Annotated in this window: 13 protein-coding genes and 1 pseudogene; 11 read left to right on the top strand and 3 right to left on the bottom strand. The window is 37.0% G+C overall.

The genetic code is table 11. The features are described 5' to 3' along the window. Positions 1 to 564 precede the first annotated feature (564 nt). On the top strand, positions 565 to 1,410 hold the full coding sequence (locus PVV57_RS05555; RefSeq protein WP_273719023.1) for a TIGR01459 family HAD-type hydrolase: 846 nt from the start codon (positions 565 to 567) through the stop codon (positions 1,408 to 1,410). Beyond that, the gene (locus PVV57_RS05550; protein WP_273719022.1) at positions 1,410 to 2,411 is read left to right on the top strand and encodes a bifunctional riboflavin kinase/FAD synthetase; all 1,002 of its coding nucleotides are present in this window, start codon (positions 1,410 to 1,412) and stop codon (positions 2,409 to 2,411) included. Before PVV57_RS05555 ends, PVV57_RS05550 begins: the two co-directional genes overlap by 1 nt. Before the next feature lie 617 nt (positions 2,412 to 3,028). Here PVV57_RS05550 and PVV57_RS05545 read toward each other — a convergent pair. Further along, entirely contained in the window at positions 3,029 to 3,358 is a 330-nt protein-coding gene (locus PVV57_RS05545) for a TIGR01244 family sulfur transferase (protein WP_273719021.1), read from the bottom strand. Between the two features lie 1,285 nt (positions 3,359 to 4,643). On the opposite strand from PVV57_RS05545, the gene parA reads away from it, so the two are divergent. The 9 genes from parA (at position 4,644) to PVV57_RS05500 (ending at position 12,520) form a co-directional block, all read left to right on the top strand. Further along, the gene (gene parA / locus PVV57_RS05540; protein WP_273719020.1) at positions 4,644 to 5,270 is read left to right on the top strand and encodes a ParA family partition ATPase; all 627 of its coding nucleotides are present in this window, start codon (positions 4,644 to 4,646) and stop codon (positions 5,268 to 5,270) included. Continuing rightward, complete coding sequence (locus PVV57_RS05535) at positions 5,270 to 5,497, top strand: hypothetical protein (RefSeq protein WP_273719019.1); 228 nt, start codon at positions 5,270 to 5,272, stop codon at positions 5,495 to 5,497. The genes parA and PVV57_RS05535 overlap by 1 nt, the downstream gene beginning before the upstream one ends. Positions 5,498 to 6,583: 1,086 nt before the next feature. Beyond that, a complete protein-coding gene (locus tag PVV57_RS05530) occupies positions 6,584 to 6,871 on the top strand; it encodes an EexN family lipoprotein (protein ID WP_273719018.1) in 288 nt (95 codons plus the stop codon). A gap of 186 nt (positions 6,872 to 7,057) precedes the next feature. Then, the gene (locus PVV57_RS05525; RefSeq protein ID WP_273719017.1) at positions 7,058 to 7,270 is read left to right on the top strand and encodes an EexN family lipoprotein; all 213 of its coding nucleotides are present in this window, start codon (positions 7,058 to 7,060) and stop codon (positions 7,268 to 7,270) included. Between the two features lie 45 nt (positions 7,271 to 7,315). Next, the gene (locus PVV57_RS05520; protein ID WP_273719016.1) at positions 7,316 to 7,582 is read left to right on the top strand and encodes an EexN family lipoprotein; all 267 of its coding nucleotides are present in this window, start codon (positions 7,316 to 7,318) and stop codon (positions 7,580 to 7,582) included. Between the two features lie 3 nt (positions 7,583 to 7,585). After that, complete coding sequence (locus PVV57_RS05515) at positions 7,586 to 7,909, top strand: EexN family lipoprotein (protein WP_273719015.1); 324 nt, start codon at positions 7,586 to 7,588, stop codon at positions 7,907 to 7,909. 20 nt (positions 7,910 to 7,929) lie between these two features. Next, complete coding sequence (locus PVV57_RS05510) at positions 7,930 to 8,076, top strand: hypothetical protein (protein ID WP_273719014.1); 147 nt, start codon at positions 7,930 to 7,932, stop codon at positions 8,074 to 8,076. Positions 8,077 to 8,217: 141 nt separating this feature from the next. Continuing rightward, on the top strand, positions 8,218 to 8,430 hold the full coding sequence (locus tag PVV57_RS05505; RefSeq protein WP_273719013.1) for an EexN family lipoprotein: 213 nt from the start codon (positions 8,218 to 8,220) through the stop codon (positions 8,428 to 8,430). 3,685 nt (positions 8,431 to 12,115) lie between these two features. Next, positions 12,116 to 12,520 carry a flagellar protein FlgN gene (locus tag PVV57_RS05500; protein ID WP_273719012.1) on the top strand — a complete coding sequence of 135 codons (405 nt, stop codon included), beginning with the start codon at positions 12,116 to 12,118 and terminating at the stop codon, positions 12,518 to 12,520. Between the two features lie 3,048 nt (positions 12,521 to 15,568). Here PVV57_RS05500 and PVV57_RS05495 read toward each other — a convergent pair. After that, positions 15,569 to 15,892, bottom strand: a pseudogene (locus tag PVV57_RS05495) (helix-turn-helix domain-containing protein). 1,047 nt (positions 15,893 to 16,939) lie between these two features. Next, complete coding sequence (locus PVV57_RS05490; protein WP_273783623.1) at positions 16,940 to 20,302, bottom strand: autotransporter outer membrane beta-barrel domain-containing protein; 3,363 nt, start codon at positions 20,300 to 20,302, stop codon at positions 16,940 to 16,942. Between the last annotated feature and the right edge of the window lie 55 nt (positions 20,303 to 20,357).

Below are 20,357 nucleotides of genomic sequence, written 5' to 3'. Positions count from 1 at the left end.
ATCGTCCAAAATATTACGACAGTCTTTACATTTGAGAGAGACTATTAAGAGATATTTTATTCCTTTCTTCAAGTGTTTTGCTCTACACGTTCATCTCACTTATAATGTGCAAGCAAATAGTTTTTGATTAATTCAATATAAACAGATTTTAAATGAAAAAAGATATTCGGTTTTTTCATTATGCGTGAGTAATAAATTATTGTTATAAATCAATTGTTTTATCTTGAAGAAAGCGATTTTTAAGGCGGGTTTTCATTCGTTTATTTTCCAAGTAAAAAATTTGAGTGTTTTCACTAAAAAACTGTATTAACGCGGTTGTTGTTAGAATTGAAATTTTTATGAGAAAAATGGGCATTGTGGAATGATAAGCTTTTACTATCAAGCGTTTTAGAATTTTGCACAACTTAATGATAACTTATTTATTTTATCATTTCTTATGATCTCTATAGGCGATACAAAGTTGGGGTATGGTTTGAGAAAGCAGGTGACAGAGCTATTATCTTTCGATAAGTAGTTTTGAAGTAAAAGACAGCTTGATCAATGACAAAGAGAGATAGGTGCACTATGAATGAACTGACCCATATTGAGACTGTTATAGCGCATTATGATGCTGTTTTTTGTGATGTGTGGGGTGTTGTGCATAACGGTGTGCAGGCATTTGAACCAGCTTTGAAAGCGTTGTATAAAATTCGGCAAATGGGAAAAAGTGTCATTTTATTGACCAATTCTCCTCGACTCCGGGAAGATGTTGCGGCCCAATTACAAAGCATGAATATTCATAGTGACTGTTATGATGCCATTATCACTTCAGGGGATGTAACGCGTGACCTCATTTGTGCTGCACCGCGTAAAGTTTTTTTCATTGGTCCACAACGTGATTTGGTACTGTTTGAAGGGTTAGCGTGTGAATTTGTTGAGGAATGGGAAGCTTCTGTTGTTGTTTGTAGCGGTTTTCTTGAAGATTTTGCTGAAGAACCCTCTGCTTATGAGGAGATGTTTCGTCGTATGCGCGCGCGGAATTTACCTTTTATTTGTGCTAATCCTGATGTGATTGTCCATTATGGAAATAAGGAATTTTGGTGCGCTGGTGCATTGGCGCGTCTTTACCAACAATTAGGAGGGGAAGTTCGCATTGCTGGAAAACCTCATGCGCCTATTTATGAGTGTGCCTTTGAAAAACTTCAAAAAATACGTGGGACAGTAGAAAAAAGTCAAGTTTTAGCTATTGGTGATGGTCTTTTGACGGATATTAAGGGGGCGGCTCATTTTGGTCTTGATGCCCTTTATATTATGGGGGGCATTCATTGTTATGATTATATGCAAAATGGTGTGGTGGATAAGCAAGCTTTGCATTCTTTTCTAGAACGTCATGGTTATAGGCCACAAGCAATCATGTGGGCACTTCAGTAATGGTTAATTTTTTGCGTCTTAAGGGAACCCATATGTTTCCCTCGGCTTGGCGGAGGGCTGTGTTGGCACTTGGAAATTTTGATGGTGTTCATTGTGGGCATCAGGTAGTGTTGCAAAAAGCGCTTGATTTCGCACGGATAAAAAATAAACCCGCTGTTGTTTTAACTTTTGAACCTCATCCAAGAAGTTTTTTTCAACGTTCAGCCCCTGTCTATCGTTTGACAGAGGCGGCTGAAAAAGCTGAAATTTTTAAAATCCTTGGCTTTGATGGCGTGATTGAACAGCCGTTTGATGCACAATTTGCAGCTCTTTCAGCGGATGAATTTATTAAGTCGATTTTAAAGGAAGCTTTTGAGGTTTCCGTTGTGGTGACAGGTGAAAATTTTCAATTTGGTCATCAGAAAAGTGGAAACGTCCATCTTCTTTGCCAAAGAGGAAAAGAAGTTGGATTTCAGGTTGTGCAAGTTCCTTGCGTTTCTCGTCTTCAAGATTCACAACCGTTGATCATTTCTTCTAGTTTTATTCGGCAACTTCTTTCACAAGGAGAAGTGGACAAAGCCGCTCATTTGTTAGGCTATCACTATCGGGTATGCTCCAATATTATTCAAGGCGACAAACTTGGACGTCTTTTGGGATTCCCTACCGCTAATCAGATGTTACCTCCTCAAGTTTGTTTGGCTCATGGTGTTTATGCGGTGCGTTTGCGTCGTGCCAACGGTATTTTATATGATGGGGTTGCAAGTTTTGGCTGTCGTCCAACGGTTGTTAAAGATGGGGCTCCCCTTTTGGAAACCTATTTATTTGACTTTAATGATGACCTTTATGGGGAGAGCTGTACCGTTTCTTTTTTCAAGTTTTTGCGCGGACAAGAAAAATTTGATGGACTTGAACCTTTGATTGCACAAATGCACCGTGATGAAAAAAAAGCAAAAGAAATTTTAAAGACAGTTCAACCCTTATCAAAGTTGGATCGGTTGCTTACTTTTAAAAATATGCTCTAAGTTTATCTGAAAAAGAGAGAAGAGCTGTTAAAATAGCACTTAAAGTGATGATCATCACAAAGATATATTCCAAAACATCATGGAATATATGTTTTTTCCGTTGTTGAGAGGGAGAATCGAATATCTGAAGATCTGATTTAAGCATTATCTTTTTCACAGTTAACTTTATGGTTTTTGCTGTCAGTTGAAAGTTTACTGCTTGTTTCTTTCTGATCCGTTAAAATCCATGATGAAAAATCAATGAATAAGCACACCGCGTATTTGGCAAGAATAGATAAGAAGAAGGAGAAAGGCTGTTTTTAAAATTTCTTGTGCTTTTATCCTTAGAATTTCACAAAATTTAAAATCGATGACTTTTTTATTTTAAAAGTTTATCGCTTCATCAATTTGCATGTATTTTTATGGCTTCAGGGGTAGATGTTTGTTGTCTATTTAAGAGCAAAGTTTGTTTATCGTGCCCTATGCAGTGCTTTCCATAAAGAGGGAAACCCCAAGTAAAGGGAGAACCCAAGTGGAAGGTGTAAGAAAAACATTCTTGACAAACTATTGTTTACAGATCAGTGCAAATTTAAGAACTTTGTCTTGTAAAGTGCATGGGAAGCCTATGCAACCTATGATTAAAGACGTGCTAAATGATAAAGATGCAGTGAACGCGTTCCATGATGGCAATAGGCGAGAAGAGGGAGAGAGGCTGTTTTTAAAATTGTTTGCATGGTTTCAACATCTGATTTTTCTATGGTCGGAGGAGAAATGGGAATGTAATAGGCTTTTATGCCATAGTTATTTGCAACCATTTTAATGTTTGAAAAATCAGGTTGATGAGCCTCTTCGTGATCGGGGCGGTTACAGATAATTGTTTTAAAACCAGCTTCTGCTAATGTTTTGATATTTTCTATGCTAATTTGGGCGCCGATAAAAATATCAGGGTCAATTTGTTGTAAATTCATTTTTGTTTATTCCCAATTGCACGATTTTTACAATACTCTTAGGTCTATAAAAGAACATGATGAAAGTGAGATCTTGCAAGGGCATCTTAACAAAAATATTCTTTTTGTCGAGAAAACTTGTTTGGAAAAACGCGCTGTCAAGGTGCAAAATATCTCATACGGCAACATCTTTGTTATTCAATCTTAGACAGCGCATTGATTTATAATGATAATATAGCGTTCCTTAACTTGAATTAGAACCCTAAAACCCGTAAGATTCTTGTGTTTCAACTCTGTTCTATGTTGTATCAATCAAGATCTCTTGTTTGCACGTTATAAGCGAGGGCCTCGTGTGGAGTGAAATTGTAGAAGAAAGAACTAAAGATGCCTTCTCATGAGCCGTTGCAAGGGTCAAGAGCTGGTGTAACACCTACGAGATAGCACAAAGTATGTGATGGGGGCTCCTTCTCAAGCGTAAAGATGGGGAGAGCTCAATGAATTACCGTTATGAAAGATAGCTCTCTCTCTATGGATCATTCATTGTTCTCACGAAGCATAGAACAATCCATTGCGTTGCTTGTTTGCGCGCAGAGCTATCCGTATTTTCTCAAGCTCATTTCACTCTGTTGTGCGCAAAGGGTATAAATTTAAAGAGTACAACATTCATTGTACCCCCATCTTTAGCTCAAGAAAAGGGATAAGCCGGCACGATCATACATGAGCCACCGATGCTACCAACAAGCTTTTGATATTTAAAACACTCCATAAGAAGTATTTTTATTCCTTTTTTTCAGTGTTTATTCTCATATGCCAACTCTGCTTGTGATGGTAGATAAGTGATTTTAATTGATTGAATATAAGAGAGGGAAAACGAGAGAATTGTATAGATTTCTGTTCTCTCATTCAACATGTAAAACCATCAATTCTCCTTGGTAATTTGCTATCTATTTAGGGCAGAGCTTATTTGTCGAGTCGTATGCAGTGGACCTCATGGAGAGTAAAATCCGAGGGGTAAAGATTATGGAGAGACCATTAGTTATAGGTTAGCGCAGATTTAAGAAATTTTCATTTTAAGGCGGGGAAAGAAGACCCTATTTCTTGTTTCAATTTATCTTTTTATTAGCAAGAACACTCCCTTCATAATATTTTGGGCTCATGCTAAAAGAATATTATAAAGATAAAATTGGGGGCTGTTGTTTTTATCTTAAAAATTAAGACAAATGGTTGTTTTTCAGGTGTTGTATGCTTGCTTCTTTTGTTATTTTCAGTATAATCGTAAAAACGATAATACTGAAAGACGTAACGAATGATCATTGGACTTTTGAATCAAAAAGGGGGTGTCGGAAAGACCACGTTGAGCGTGAATCTTGCAGCCAGTTTTGCACGTACCGGTGCACGAGTATTGCTTATTGATGTTGACCCACAGGGGAGCGCATTGGATTGGGCTGCTGCGCGTGAAGAGGATCCTTTATTTTCGGTTATTGGTTTACCACGTGCAACAGTTCACAAAGAGATTACACAGATTGGTCATGGTTATGATCATATTATTATTGATAGTCCTCCGCGTGTGACTGATCTTGCGCGGAGTGCTCTTATGGCTTCGGATTTTGTGCTTATACCTGTTTTGCCTAGTCCCTATGATATTTGGGCTGCTGATGGAATTGTAAAGCTGATTGACGAAGCACGCGTTTATAAAGAAAATCTCAAATCTGCTTTTGTTATTAATCGTAAAATAGTCAATACAGCGATAGGGCGTGATGTGAATGAAGCTCTTGGCATATATCCCGTGCATGTTCTTTCTTCGAGTGTTGCGCAACGTGTGATTTTTGCAGAAGCTGCTGCACAGGGCAAGGCTGTTTACGAAGTGGATAAGCAAGGACAAGCAACCGCAGAGATTGAAGCTGTTGCGGCCGAAATCAAGGAGTTAGCGTGATGAATAAAAAAATTAAAATTGGCACGAAACCAACCAATAAATCCATTCCTTTAACGGCTGATGCATGGGTGGAAAATAATAAAGGCAGTGTGGATGGCGGTATGAAGCGTCTCACAATTGATGTGCCGGAAAGTTTGCATCGGTTAATTAAGGTCAGTTGTGCAAGTCGTGGAACTAAAATGGCCGATGAGGTGCGCGAATTGCTTTCAAAAAAATACGGAAAATAAAAGATAATATACAATAATAAGTGTGCGTTGGTTTGAGTGTTTTTAAAAAGATGATATTGGTCGTTTTTCCATGAAGTTAATTGTTATAAAAGCGTCCATTTTTTATGGGGGGCATCTCATAAAATAGTTATGAACCTATGAAAAATTCTTCGTTTCAACTTTTCATCCTATGGATGAGATCATCATCAGTCCCCTTGTTATTTGTATCGTCGCTGGATAGGTAAGTTTATTCTTCCATAAAAATTGGCTTGATCATGATTTTAAATGTGAAGTTGTTTTTTTATTTTACTGAATACTTTGTTTATTTTACTAAATACAAGGTAAATAATGTAAATTAACAGTAGCGTTGCTTCTTTTTTTCTGCTATGTGACATTCTCTTTTTAAAATTATATGTATGTTTATAAGGGGGGGATAAAATCAATAAAATTGATTGATAGGGGTGTGCTATAAGCTTTCCTCATAACAAAAAGAAATCATTGAGCATGATATGGAAAGTGTTCCTTTCATTTACATGATTTTATAGTCTAAGTATTGAATGTTACTTGATGGCAGGCAAGGAATAATCTTTTTTCTGCTATCGGAATGTATAAGATCGCTTTATTAGAATTTCTATTGGCATGTAAAAAGTGTAGGGGGGGGGAGTTAAGTTTTTTTCTTTCTCGGTGGATTAAGAAATAAGTAAGAGCGCAATCAGTTGATTAAAAGGTGTATTCTTTCGTTTGCAGGGAATTTGCAATGGATATAGGCATTACGAATTTTTGATAAGAATTCGTGCTGCTTCTCATTGATGAGGTGGTTTTGAAGGAAAACTCTTGAAAGAAAAGAAATGATTAAAAAGCCTCTTGAAAATGTCAAGATATCAAAATTTTTGCTGGAGTTTTAACAGTTCAAATACTCAAGAGTAGCAGTGTCGATAACGTTACAAATGCAAGTTTGATAATAAAGCGGCTCTCATGATTCAACCTATTGGCGTTAAAAGTGTACGTATTTGTCAAAGGAAAGTTATACGTAAAAGCACGATACAGGGATTTTGTGAATCCAACGACATCGTTATTAAAGTATAAAACAAAGAGAGGGATAAAACCATGAATAAAGCTATTATAACAGCGCTGTTGCTTTGCACAGGGCTTGTCGCTGTTGGTTGCGAGAAAAACTACAGCGTTGAGGAATTTAAGAAAGATAAAAAATTGGTGCAAGAATGGGGAAAGAAATGCGATAAAATGGGACTCTCTGCTTTTTCTACTAAGAATTGTCAAAATGCCATGCAAGCCGATATGGAACTTTTTCAAGAGCATTATAGAAATCTTGCAAAGGAACTTCGTGAAAATAGCAAAAATGGGAATGAAACTGAAAAACAGAAGAATAACAATTAAATCACAAAAAATATTGATCGCAGTATTTTTCTTTGTACGCGATTTATCGTCATAAGTTGCGAAAAATCGCCTCCAGAGGTCGATTTTAAGATTTTTGAAAATGCACACTGAACCGAATGTGCAATTTTAAGGGGATACTCAATTGTGTCCCAAACTTTGTAAATTTGAAAAAAGGGGAATTTATTGATGAATAAAGTCATTATCTCAGCATTGCTGCTTTGTACTGGACTTGCTGTTGCTGGTTGTGAAAAAACTTATAGCGTAGAAGAATTTAAAACAAATGAAAAATTATACGAGGAATGGGCAAAGAAATGTGAGAAAGATGATTCACCACTCAAATCCTCTCAAAATTGTAAAAACCTTCGACAAGCATATGTAGAACTTTTTTTGAGGCCCTAAATTGTATCTCAAATTTTGTAAATCCAAAAGAAGGGGAATTTATTGATGAATAAAGTCATTATCCCAGCATTGCTGCTTTGTACTGGGCTTGCTGTTGCTGGTTGCGAAAAAACCTATAGCGTAGAAGAATTTAAGAAAGATCCTAAATTACTCAATCAGTGGTTAGAGAAATGTTTTATTGCAGGAAGTTTTGATTCAAAAAATTGTAAAAATGCAGAACAAGCTGAATTAGAAACGCGTAAAAAATGGGGGATTTTTGGCTCTGGAAAGGACGACAAGGAAAAAACTGAAGAGAAAAAGGAAGGGAATTAAATCGTGAATAAAGTCATTATAACAGCACTATTGCTTTGCACAGGGGCTGTGGTTGTTGGCTGTGAAGAATCTTATAGTGTAGAAGATTTTAAAAAAGATGAAAAATTATTCAAAGAATATGCAGAAAAATGTGGTTGGACGGGTAATTCGAAAAGCTGTAAAAATATGCGGTTAGCGGATCGTGAATTTGCTGAAGAACGTAGAAAAAAAGCAGACGAAAGATATCGTAAGTATCGAGACGAGTATAATAGAAAGCAAATGGAAAATCTAAATAAAATGACCTCTGAAGAGAAAAAGCGCAAATCTGAACAAAAGGCAAAAGAATAATCTAAAAAGCAAGAGGGTGGTTGGTATCAGAACAAAAGAGGGGGCCCTATGAAGCTCGTTATTATTACAGTATTGCTTGCTTTGCACAAGGGGGTGTTGTTGCTGGTTTTGAAGAATCTTACAGTGTAGAAGAATTTAAAACCAATGAAAAATTATATGAAGAATAGGCAAAGAAATGTGAAAATGGCGATTCACCGCTCAAATCCTCTCAAAATTGTAAAAAACTTCGACAAGCATATGTAGAACTTTTTTTGAGGCCCTAAATTGTATCTCAAATTTTGTCAATCCGAAAGAAGGGAAATTTATTGATGAACAAAGTCATTATAGCAGCATTGCTGCTTTGTACTGGACTTACTGTTGCTGGTTGCGAAAAAACTTATAGCGTAGAAGAGTTTAAGAAAGATAAAGAATTACGCCTCGAATGGCAAAAGAAATGTTATTTAGGTGGGGCCTCTATGCATAAATCTAAAAATTGTGAGAATGCAATAATAGCAGAGAGGCAACTTCTTTTTGGAGGTTAAAAACCGTGCTCAAACTTTGTAAATCTGGGGGAAAAAGATAGTTGAGAAAGGTATGTGGAGAAGTAAGCCGGCACCATCACACTATGTGCCAGCTCCCAATGTTGCGACAGCCCCTGCATTTGAGAGCGTTCATAAGAGCCATTTTTACTCCTTTCTTATACAAATTTTATCCACACGCTAATCCCGCTTGTAATGTGCAAGCAAGTGATATTGATTCAAGATAAACAGATTCTAAATAAGAGAATCTTACGTTATTAGGGGGGCTAACTCAATATGAATAACGATAAATTATCATTATAAATCAATATGTTGTTTGTATAAATAAAAGTAATTGTGACAACAGCGCTTTTTTCTTCCTTTCAAGAGAGAGCGCATTTTTTCTTAAATATCACGATATATGCCACCAGATTGGGATTGATTATGTTTTTATAGTTTTCATTCTAGTTTAGCAAATTGGCTAGCAGAAACAACAATCCCCTTTGATGCAGAAACTTAGGATGAAAGAAGCAGAATAAATCTTTATCATACAGCTTCTTTAAAGACTATTGTGTTTAGATTGACACATGGATTTTACAGTATTTACGCGTGAAAATAGAGTTATATTTAAACTATGCGTACAGGTGCATGAGATGCATGCACTTCATGAAAAGCCAACAAAGTTTGGGGGGCTTCTACTAATAGAATGTCGAAGAGGATAAGGTTTTTAATAAAAGGATCATCATGCTTCAAAGGGGAATAAAAATGTTGAGTCTGATTGTAAAAAATGCTGAGACAAAGAGTAAAGAATAGTTAGATGCAGCAGCTGAATTGGTATATGATTAATCTGCTGTGTTCAATTCTCTTTTGGGATCTTAAATTTGAGACGCTTCTCTGGAGATTTCATCAAAAAGCTAAGAGATTAAATATATCATCTATGATGAGCACTAAAATAACAACAAAAGCATTGATGGTGATAATCAAGGTTGAATAAAGCACCGCGGCTTTTACGAGATCAGCTATAAGGGCCTCTTTTTGTTCTTTTGGAGGCGATTTTATGAAGAACAATATGTTATAGCCTATAATGTATGCTAATATAATATATTCGGCAAGCTTAAAATCTTTTCTTTATTTATAAAGGCTTGAAGCGTGGGAGCACTGTGAGTGCATAAAAAAGGAAAGCTTTAAAGTAAATATTGATTGATTTTATAGGTTTTCTACCATGAAAACTCTTTTTACCCTATAATGCCATAAAATACGGTTATTTATGGTGCTAATATAAGGCATGTAGACCTTCTTAAAACGTTTTAGTGTCTTTTATTGCGTGTGAGTGTTTTTTTAGTGCGCGAATGAATATTCGTAGGCTTGTTTGTTGAACCTTTCGTTTAAGTGAAACATATGAGGAGGAAGTCAAGAGGCGCCTGCTTGATAAAAATTCGGATTGTGTACAGAGCAGATTACGTTAAGGTCTTTGTCCTTTAAGGCGTGAGAAGAAGGTCAAACACGCTTTCTGATCGATTTTAGCTCATAACAAAATTGGCTAATGCTGCTTTTTGGGTATAGTCTTGCACGAAAAGAAGAATGTTCCAAACGGAATATACTTATTTGCATATTAATGCGCTTGTTTTAAAGAAACATCTCTTAAGATAAGCCCATTTCGCACCGATACCATGAAGGGCATAACGGTCAAGCCTCCATGGAAATAATATAAAATCTATAGAGTGCTACCATCTTTATATTTCATAAAAGAGTAAGCAGGCCCCATTCTATACTTGTTCTTAATGTTGCCTCAAGCCCTCGGCTTTGTTTCCTACAGCCCTTTGGGCGCTGGTTTCATCAGACCCTTTTTCTTTCAGCGTATTTTATTGATATGTCAGGTTCTGTTTGTGATGTGCAAGGAAGTAATTTTAATTGATTGAACCTAGAATAGATTTGAAATGTGATAATTCTACGATCTTTAAGTTTTTCATCAGGCATACAAAATAATGATAAATATTTTGGTATGATTACGAAAGAAAAGGGCCTCATTTAGAGAGGTGATGATGAGAAGAGGGGTGTCGTAGAAATTGTGCCTTTATTATACAATGATTTTTAGGCTAGGAGTGCATGTAAAGCTGCGATATTAAGAGCGGATTGTGCGTTATGGCGTGAAATAATTGATAGGAAGATGAGGGAAAATTTTGAAAATATCAATGGGGGAGAGTTAAACGTTATTCCTTGATAATATTTTTATTTATAAGGATAATCTAGCGTTATTCAACTTAAATAAGTTCCTTGAATCCCATAGGATTCTTTCATTTCAAGTCTGTTTATCTTAAATCAACCAAAACCATGTTTTTTAAACATTACAAGCAGAGAGAGTCGTGCGGAGTTGAAACTGTATAAGAAGGGCAATACCTCTCGTCTTAAGTGCCAAGGGGGCAACATTGGGGGGGGCTGAGTTGTGTGATGGTGTCGGCTTGTTCTTTTATAAAACCTAAAGATGAGGGGCTTAATGGATTTTATACATTTCATAGGGGATTTATTGTTATCCATTCATGGGTACCAGAGCGAAATGAGCTTGGGGGCTCTTAAGAGATTATTTTTTTCAAAACAAGCGCGTGAATATGTGATTGAAGGCGTATTTTTTTAACATTACAAGCAGGGAGAGTCGTGCGGAGTTGAAACTGTATAAGAAGGGCAATACCTCTCGTCTTAAGTGCCAAGGGGGGGCAACATTGGGGGGCTGAGTTGTGTGATGGTGTCGGCTTGTTCTTTTATAAAACCTAAAGATGAGGGGCTTAATGGATTTTATACATTTCATGGGGGATTTATTGTTATCCATTCATGGGTACCAGAGCGAAATGAGCTTGGGGGCTCTTAAGAGATCGTTTTTTTCAAAACAAGCGCGTGAATATGTGATTGAAGGCGTATCGAGCGGATGGGGTAAGAAATGCTTGAAAAGGTTCAAAAAATCTTATATAGTCGCTCATTGCAAAGAAAAGCGAATGATAGTTGAAAAAGGGAGATTGATGGCTATTTAGCTATTTTAAGATGTCTTTTTTAAGAGTACTGTATGGCTAATCTGTTCAAAAGAGCATTCTTTTTGTGTTTTGTGCAAAATACTGTATGTGTGCAGAAAGAGCATGGCGTGAGGGGGTGTCTTTTTGAATGGGTGCAAACTAATCTTGTAGGGTGCTATCTTATGGAGGTGCCAGGGGGAAGAGGGTGTGCAGGTTTAGGTGCAGGGAAAGCCATAAAGTTATGGAGGGTAAAATGCTGCTATCGGTGAAATACTGAAGTCCCTTAATGGGCTCAATCTTTAATATGCTGCGAATTTTGTTGGCAGGTGTTTTTTATTACCAAGGTTATCGTCAGAGTGTTGTTGTTTTCTGTTGAAGGCTTGGTGGTGATAAAATAGGCAAAATAAAATAGGCAAGGCGAAATAGACAGAGAAAATTTCGAAGTTTCGATATTGCTGTGCAGAGGTTTAAGTTTATAGCGTTTTGGTGAAGTATAGTAGCAATAATGGTTTTGGAGCAAAGCAAGAAAATATTTCAGAGAATACGTTGAAAGTTGTCGTGGTATACGCTTTTAAGGATTGTCGTGCTGTTGTCTGAGCAATATTCGCATCACAAGCTCGATTGAGTGTATCAGCATTGAAGAAAAACTGTTTAATCTCCCTCATTTGAAAGCAAGATTGAACAATATGGTTGAAGGGGAAATAAAAATGTCTGTAGTGCAATATGGTGATGATAGTTTTGCGGCAAAAGCAAAAGTTCTTGATAATAATCTTATTGACCGTGATTGGGCGATGACAAAATTTGTCGCTGCTGTTAAGGGATTAGCCCAAGTGGTTGATTATGAAAGCAATATGCTAGAGAGCAGTGGTGTTCCAGATTACGAAGAAATAAATTTATGTAAAATACGTGGTTTGCGTGATCTTAATAAGTCTATGAGCGATGTTAGACGCTACATGAATCAAGATATTGAGCATGAGGTTGAAAGTTTACTGTCTGATTTACAAGAAAAATTGCAGCGTAATAGTGAATTACTTCAAACGCATTTAAATGCCGTCAATAGTCTTTCGCAAGCTATGCAACTGTCTGGGTTTGCAAAAGAATTAGAGGAATAATCTAAATTTGTTTCATATCGGCTGTTCTACGTGATGATATGATGAGGTAGAGTATTCATTGATTTGAATAGAGAATGTGTTTGTTGAACCTCTATGTTTTTAGCGCGTTTTTGTATTTAAATTATCATTCTGTTGTGCTGTGAAACAGAATCTTTAAAGCAGTTTCTTTTAAGGTGACGTGAAGCGCACGCTTCTACGGGGAGTCAAGTGAAGCGGCTTTAAGAGAAAGCGGATTGTTAGAGCATTGTTTTAAAGACGGGGGTGATAGAGCGCTTTGTTGTTTCCTTCGGGGAAAGGGGGCAAAAGAATATTGAGACCATCCCATGATGCCTTATGAAACAGCCTCCTGGTGATGTAAAGTTTTATACATTAAGCTTTTTCAGAGTATTTTATGAATATTGCCAATAAACCTTACGAAGCACTGTTGTTTGAGGTGTGGTGATATGAACCGCCCTACTATGGGGAGCCAAGTGAAGCGGCTTTAAGAAAATGCGGATTATTAGAGCATTGTTTTAAAGACGGGGGTGATAGAGCGCTTTGTTTTTTCCTTTGGGGAAGGGGGCAAAAGAATATTGAGACCATTCCGTGATGCCTTATGAAATAGCCTCCTTTGAAGCGTGGTGATGTAAAGTTTTGCACATTAAATCTTTTTAGAATATTTGTTGGATATTGCCTATAAACCTTATGAAACACTATTGTTTGAGGTGTGGTGATATGAACCGCACTGCTGTGGGAAGCCAAGTGGAAATGGCTTTAAAGAAGGTGGATTGTTTACAGAGTAGGTTGTAGGGAGCTTCATTTTTTAGCTTGAGGAGGTGCTTGAGAGGATATTTAGACCAGTCTGTGATACTTTATGAAAAAGCTTCCTTTTAGGTGTGGTAATGTAAGGCTTTACATATTAAGCTTTTTAAGAGTATTTGAGGAATATTGCCTATAATTTTCATGGAGTGCCGTTGTTTGAGATGTGGTGATATGAAGCGGTTAGTCGCTGAAAGCTCTATGTTTGAGACAAAGATTAAGGTGGTTTGGTATTTTCTCTTCTGTTGTAGCTTTTGTATGCCAGATTGGAGCGAGGGTATCTCTGTTGGGATTAATATTTGAAAATGGAAGGCAGCTTTATTGAGGGAGAATTACAAAGCTGTAAAGGTGATATTTTTACCATCGTTTTTTAGATTTATGGCTTTTAAAAGAATTTAAAGCATTGTCTTTAAAATAATGAAGATATTGCTTCATGCTTTTGTTTCTTGCGTTTTTTAATGGGATTACGCTCTCATGCAAAGTAGAACGCTTCAAAAAGAATACACTTTTGTTTCCAATGTATGGCGCTTGTTTTAAAGAAATATTTCTCAAGGTAAGTCCATTTCACAATAGCGCCCATTTCGTGACAGCGGTCTGTGACGCGATGGCGCCCGTTATGGTATAAAGCTCCCATGGAAATAATATAAAATCTACAGAACACTCCCATCCTTATAAAAAAGCAAGTTGGCATGGTCATACACTTTGCCAGCATTCAATGTTACGATAGCTTTTGGTATTGGGGACAGTTCATTATAGGTATTTTTAGCCAATTCTTAAATGTTTTTTATCTAATATCTTTGCATGTGATGTGTAAGCAAATGGTTTTTATTGATATAACATGGCGTAGATGTGGAATGAGAAAATCCTAAGATATTAGGGATTTTCATTTGAGATGAAAAAATAAATTATCTTTATGAATCAATTTGATGCGACTTAGTAGAAAACGGATTGTTTACAGATTGGTTCGGGGTAAGATCTTTGTTCTTTGAGAAGAGAAGAAAGTTATCATAATTGATAAAATTTGGTTTTTGTATTGCAAAAAATCTGTTTCTTACAAAGAGGGGCGTTGAAGAGAGAAGGTATGTGTATTTTTATTTTGTTAAGGTGTCTTCTCTATCTTTGAAACGGTAAAACAATCCCATTGGGAGAGAATTATAAAGTTTTAAAGGTAATATCGTTAGCGTCTCTTTTGGGTTTAAAGTTATGATTTTCAAAAACATCTAAAACATTTTCTTTAAAATAATGAAGATATTGCTTCATGCTTTTGTTTCTTGCGTTTTTTAATGGGATTACGCTCTCATGCAAAGCAGAACACTTCAAAAAGAATACACTTATTGTTCCCAATATACGGCGCTTGTTTTAAAGAAATATTTCTCAAGGAAGCCCACCATTTCACAATAGCGCCCATTTGGGGAACTGCGGCTGTAATGGGTCTTTTAATGGGGGCACATCCTTTACGCAAAATAGAATACTCCAAACGAAATGTACTTGGGTTGTCAATTCACGTGCTGTTTTAAAGAAATATTTCATCAAGGTAAGCCTATTTCGCAACAGCGCTTGTAATGCGACGGCGCCTGTGAAGGGCAAGCTCCAGTGGAAAATAATATAAAATCTATAGAGCACAACCATCTTTATGCTTAATGAAGGAGCAAGTTGGCATTGTCATATTTCTCAGCAATGTCATACATTTTCCAGTTTCTAATATTGCGATAACTTTTGGTATTTGAGATTCTTGGGGCATTTTTATTCTTTTTTACCCATCCCCCCTTGCTTGTGTGTAAACCAAGAGATTGTGATTGATTTATCAATATGAGAGAACTCTACACTATTCGGTACTAAAGTTGAAAAAAAGATAATTTATCACGATAAATCAATGTGTTAATTATTAATAAAATGATCAGTGAAGATACGTTTAGGAGATACAGTTATAGGAGTGGTTATGAGTTAGAACCCGCTAGATAAGAATTTGGATTGTTTATAGATCTAAGAGGGTGTTAAGGAAAAAAAGAACGCTATTGTCATGGTGCGTTTTAAGATATTTTCAGGAATATTTATGAAGAGCATAAAACATATGAAGAAAAAGTGTCGGGCTCCATATCATATGAAATCAGCCAAGTAAAGTTTGCTAAAAACCGAATTTTTATAGATTGCAGTACTTTGTTATTCAGGATAGGGGGCAAGAATAGTCAAGTATAGAGATCCATTTAAAGCCTTTTAATTTTGATCACAAATTAAGTTTAAAATAGCTTTTTATTTGATAGACGGAAGGATTCTAAAACTTTTTAAAAGCAAAAACTCCTCTTTACTTGATGCGATTTCTTCATGATGGTACGGGGCATTTTCTTTTGTGATAATATCAGTGTAAAAAAAGGCAAGAGGAACATTCAAAATATCGGAAATTTCCTTTAAACGTCCTGCGCTTACACGATTTAAGCCTTTTTCATATTTCTGGATTTGTTGAAAAGTAACTCTTAAGTGTTGTCCTAATGTTTTTTGAGACATTCCCAATATTTTTCATCTCAAACGAATTTTTTTGCCAACAAAAAGATCAATATTAAGATTTTGAGTTTTCATTTTCCCCTCCGGTTGCGAGCGCCCTCGCATGAGTATTCCGGGAGCTTGAAAACACTGAACCCTAGTCAGCATTTTGCTTTTAGTGCTGAAAAGCACCTGGACATAGCAAAATCTCCCGGAATTCCGGGACACCCACAGAGTGGGTTCATTTTTACGCTAGGGTTTCAGGTTTTCAAGGCCCTATTGGTCGTTGCGTATGCGACCAAAAACATTTTCTAATGTGTAAAGTAATTTTAGGAGATTGGCAATAAAAATAGTTTTTCTTGAAACGGATAGATTTTTTTAATGAGAGACTGTTTGCCTTTCAAATTTTCAATATTCGCTCACTAAACTCAAGTTTTCAGCTCTGTTTTTCACAAAGGAAAAGACTTGGTTGTTAAGCTCAAGGCATCTTTACGGTGCTGTTTTAGCCAATAACCAAAATAACTTGTTTGGTCCTTTTGATGCAGCGGAGATATCATAATGATCGGGGAGAGTTTTTATTGAGGGAACACGCCCCATGCAAAACAAAATATTTAAAACAGAATAGATTTGTTGTTGCCAATTTATATGCTTGCTTTAAAGAAATCTTTCTCAATGCTCCGGATCATTTCACAATGGTGTTTCGTGAATGGTATAGGACGATGCTCCGTGAAGTGTAGAGTGTAAAAGCCTCTAAGTGGTACAAAAGAATGGTATAAACGTTGCTATTTTTTGCATATCAAGGGATCAGGCTGGTATTATGATACACTGTGCCAATTTTCAATGTTGAGAGCCTCCTTGCGTTATGGTTCATAAGAAGCATTTTTATATCTTTCTTAAATTGTTTTTATCCATACACCAACGTTTCTGCTTGTGATGTGCAAGCGAATTCTTCAAGATGAATCTCTTGGAAATGAGAGAATGCGATGGTATTCAGTTTTTATTCAATAGATAAAAAATCATTATAAATAAATATGTTATTTGATGATGTAATGACTTTTGAGAATTTTAAAAATATACGTTTAAATAAAAAAGCAGCACAACATGCTGCCCTTTTATTTTATTGAAGTTAAAAGTGTTTTTGCTTTAAAAACGATACCGTATTCCGCCAGATACATTGGTCCCCGATACACCAGCTTTTTGCAATTTTTGCCGGTAGCTAATATCACCACTTAGCACGACATTTTCAGAAAAATAAGCATTCACACCCATGCCTCCCTCAATTGAAGAGCCGGTAGGATCAAGATCAAAGGTATCAGCAATTTTTATTATTTTACCATCACCAAAAGTTCTGATAACATTCATTTTGCCATAGAAGGAAACAGCCTTGTTTTTTTCAACAGCCGTTATCGTTTTTGTTAAACGTCCACCAAAACGAACCAACCATTGATGCGGATTGCCCATGTCTACTTTTAAGCCATTGGTATCTGAGAAAATATCAAACATGAGATTTTGATAAATGAATTGCACTTGTGGTTCAAAGACCAATCCTTTTGTATCGGTTGCTAATTTCTGACCAAGGGTTGCGGATAGATTAAGGATTTCAGTCCCATCCAAATTTGCGGCATTCCCAACCAGAGCTGTGGTAATATTTCCTTTTAAGGTTCCGTAAGAAAGAAGAGCATTGACATATAGACCATTGCTATGCTGGATGCCGCTATAAGCGGTGAGTGACCATTTATCAAGGGTCGTCTTTTCAGAATCCTGCATCTCTTTTGGCGTAAAGGCAAGTTTTCCGTAGGTTCCTAACAGACCAAAATGTGTGCTTATGTCTTTGCCTTCAAAGGCGGCTAATACGGCTCCCAATTGTAAAGCGCTATAGTTTACATCAGCATCATAACCATAACGCAATGGGCCGCGGTTGGAAGATAAGGCGACTTTCTCGCCGTATGAAGAGAAAAAGAAGTTATTCTTTTTATTATCTTTTGCACCAAATACTGTTGTTTGCATTGCATCTAACAACGTGTTTTGGTTATTTACATCAGCAAATCCAGAAGAAAATAAAGCATTAGGCAGGGTTAAATAGTTTGCCACCTGTGGTAAAAGTGCTCGAACTTTTTTATCCTTATCAATGTAGGCATTCTGTAAGCGGAAATCCCAGAAATCACGATTATTTTTGCCAAAAAGATTTTGGCTCTCATGAGATGTTCCTGGTTTATAGCTTGTGAGTACATATTTATAAGGTTGTCCACCTATTGTCATATAGTTTCCTGCTAACCTGAAGGAATTTTCATTTGCTTGTCCGGAAACTTGAATGATTGAAATGCCATGTGTCCCTAAAGGGAGTGACGCCATGTGTTCTTCCCAAACAGCAGAGCTATCGGTTTTTTTATCTGTTTCTTGGAGATTGATGTGAACAACAGTACTCCCTAAGACATCTCCATTAATCATAATACGATCGGTTTGTTGTTCCGTGACAGGAGAATGTTCGTTCCATTGAGTGTTTACATAAATTTCTGAAAGACCTGCTGCACTATAAACTGTTGCTGTGTGAGCAGTTTCGTCTTCTTGCGAAAGATTAGGCCCTATAAACAAAGTTTGGTAATGTCTCTCAACGGGCTTCTCAAACATAATGGCGCTGTTGGTAAGGCGCAATACAGAAAGATTAGAGAATGATTTTTCATCAAGAGCAAACTGTCCATAGTCATCTAAAACAGCATCGTCACTTGAGATGTTATCACTATTTACAGCGTTTTTATTTGGCTTTAAGAGCCATTTCGTCTCTTCTTTTAGATCAAAAATTGTTCTATTATCTTTAGAGGTTCTTACTCGACCTTCTAAAGAAGAGTGATCCGCAACCAGTTTAAGGGTATTTGTGGAGCCACTTTCGTTTTTTATATTTTTTAATAAAACATCGGCATGGATTTTTGAATTTTTAAGACTGACAACACCGTTTGTGTTGGTTCCATAAAGGTTGATACCAATCCCTTGCTCAACGAAAAGTTTTGTATTCTCTAGATTTACTTTACCGGCAATATCTTGTTCTTGAATGGCGTTGGTATTTCTTTCAGCACTGCGTGGATATCGGTTTCGAGGGGCATGATATGGATTATTGCGGAAAATAATACCACTCGCTTCAGATTCTCCTGTGACATGGATGCTGGAATCTTTAAGATTGATTGTGCCTTCTATGTTGACCAAACCAGCTGTTTCTGCTGTTACCGTAATATCTGTGGCATCAATCTCTCCACCATCTGAGACACTTAATGCAATAAAACCAGCGTCAATGGTTCCTCCACTCATTTGGATTTTTGAATTACTTCCCTCTGCATCGACAGCACTCCATCTGTCTTGAATTTTTTTGTTATGCAAAGTTACAATTCTACCGTTTTGAGCTTCAACACGGGTACTGATATCTTCGATTTGCACAGGTTTCTCAGGCTGTTTTATGGGGGATATTGGTTGTGCAAGCTCTGATTTTCCAGCTGTTGGTCTGACAGATATTGCTGAGAGCTCTGATGCATTAGACGTTGGTGATTGCTCTGCTGTTGGTCTTGTAGATTCTGGCTTTTGAGGTTCAAAGTTTTTAGATACTTTTTGTGTATTCGCTTCTGGTCTTAAAAGTATTCGCTGCCCGGGTTCTGATTCTTTAGGCGTTGACGATAGTTTTGTCGTTGTTTTGTCAGAATCCGGTTTTGTAGGTTTAGATTTTTCAGATACACCTTGTGTAGATGCAGATTGCACGGACGTTGATTGTACAGATTTTGGTGCCGGTGATTGCTCTGTTGTTGGTCTTATAAATCCCGGACTTGTAGGGCCAGAGTTTGCAGGTGTTGACTGTGAATTAGGTGAAGATTGTGTCGCTTCTGACTGTGAAGATGCAGCAGAATTCGGTGACGTTTTTTCGCTGGAAGAGTCTGAGGGAGAAGAAGAGACACCTGAACGCCTTCTCGTTTTTGCTTCCATTCCTGTTGTTGAAGTTGTCCCTATTGTTGGAGACTCTCCTCTCGTTGGAGTGTTTTCTGTCGATGAAGATTGTGTAACCGTGTTTTGTGTGGCTGTAGGGTTAGATTGTACACTTTCTGTCGCTTTAGTCTTTGATGCCTGTGTACCTTCTTGATTAGGCTCAGGCTTTTGTTCCGCGGGAGAAGTTGTATTTTCACTGGTTACACTTGGGGATGGCGTTTTTTCTTTAGAATCTTGAGAAGAAACCTTGGACGTTTTTGTGTTTTTAGGGGGCGTAGGTATGCTAGATGTTGAAGGTGGATGGGAGAGGAGAAATGGATAATGTGACTCCCCATCAGGCGAAATATCATATAGATAATTTTGGGGTGCATCTATTCGGCGACGACTATGAGGGACTGGATCCCGTCCCTCTTCAGCGCCTGGTGGCGGAGGTGGGAGATCAATACCTGGTGATGGAGTCATGCTATGAACAGCATAAGACAAGCTGGTGGAAGAATAAAACAGCACACTAGAAATTGTGTATAGTAAAATATTTTTTTTCATATGGATGTATTCCTAAATATTTCCCCTCTCTCATAGAATATAAAATTTTGACCTC

The sequence above is a fragment of the Bartonella sp. AU15XJBT genome (assembly GCF_028618615.1).
Lineage (GTDB): Bacteria > Pseudomonadota > Alphaproteobacteria > Rhizobiales > Rhizobiaceae > Bartonella.
This window is presented reverse-complemented; position numbering and strand designations above follow the sequence as displayed.

Coding starts and splice junctions, on each gene's coding strand:
- PVV57_RS05530 (WP_273719018.1), top strand. CDS start 6,584: ATGAATAAAGCTATTATAACAGCGCTGTTGCTTTGCACAGGGCTTGTC.
- PVV57_RS05505 (WP_273719013.1), top strand. CDS start 8,218: ATGAACAAAGTCATTATAGCAGCATTGCTGCTTTGTACTGGACTTACT.
- PVV57_RS05550 (WP_273719022.1), top strand. CDS start 1,410: ATGGTTAATTTTTTGCGTCTTAAGGGAACCCATATGTTTCCCTCGGCT.
- PVV57_RS05490 (WP_273783623.1), bottom strand. CDS start 20,302: ATGAAAAAAAATATTTTACTATACACAATTTCTAGTGTGCTGTTTTAT.
- PVV57_RS05555 (WP_273719023.1), top strand. CDS start 565: ATGAATGAACTGACCCATATTGAGACTGTTATAGCGCATTATGATGCT.
- parA (WP_273719020.1), top strand. CDS start 4,644: ATGATCATTGGACTTTTGAATCAAAAAGGGGGTGTCGGAAAGACCACG.
- PVV57_RS05525 (WP_273719017.1), top strand. CDS start 7,058: ATGAATAAAGTCATTATCTCAGCATTGCTGCTTTGTACTGGACTTGCT.
- PVV57_RS05520 (WP_273719016.1), top strand. CDS start 7,316: ATGAATAAAGTCATTATCCCAGCATTGCTGCTTTGTACTGGGCTTGCT.
- PVV57_RS05545 (WP_273719021.1), bottom strand. CDS start 3,358: ATGAATTTACAACAAATTGACCCTGATATTTTTATCGGCGCCCAAATT.
- PVV57_RS05500 (WP_273719012.1), top strand. CDS start 12,116: ATGTCTGTAGTGCAATATGGTGATGATAGTTTTGCGGCAAAAGCAAAA.
- PVV57_RS05535 (WP_273719019.1), top strand. CDS start 5,270: ATGAATAAAAAAATTAAAATTGGCACGAAACCAACCAATAAATCCATT.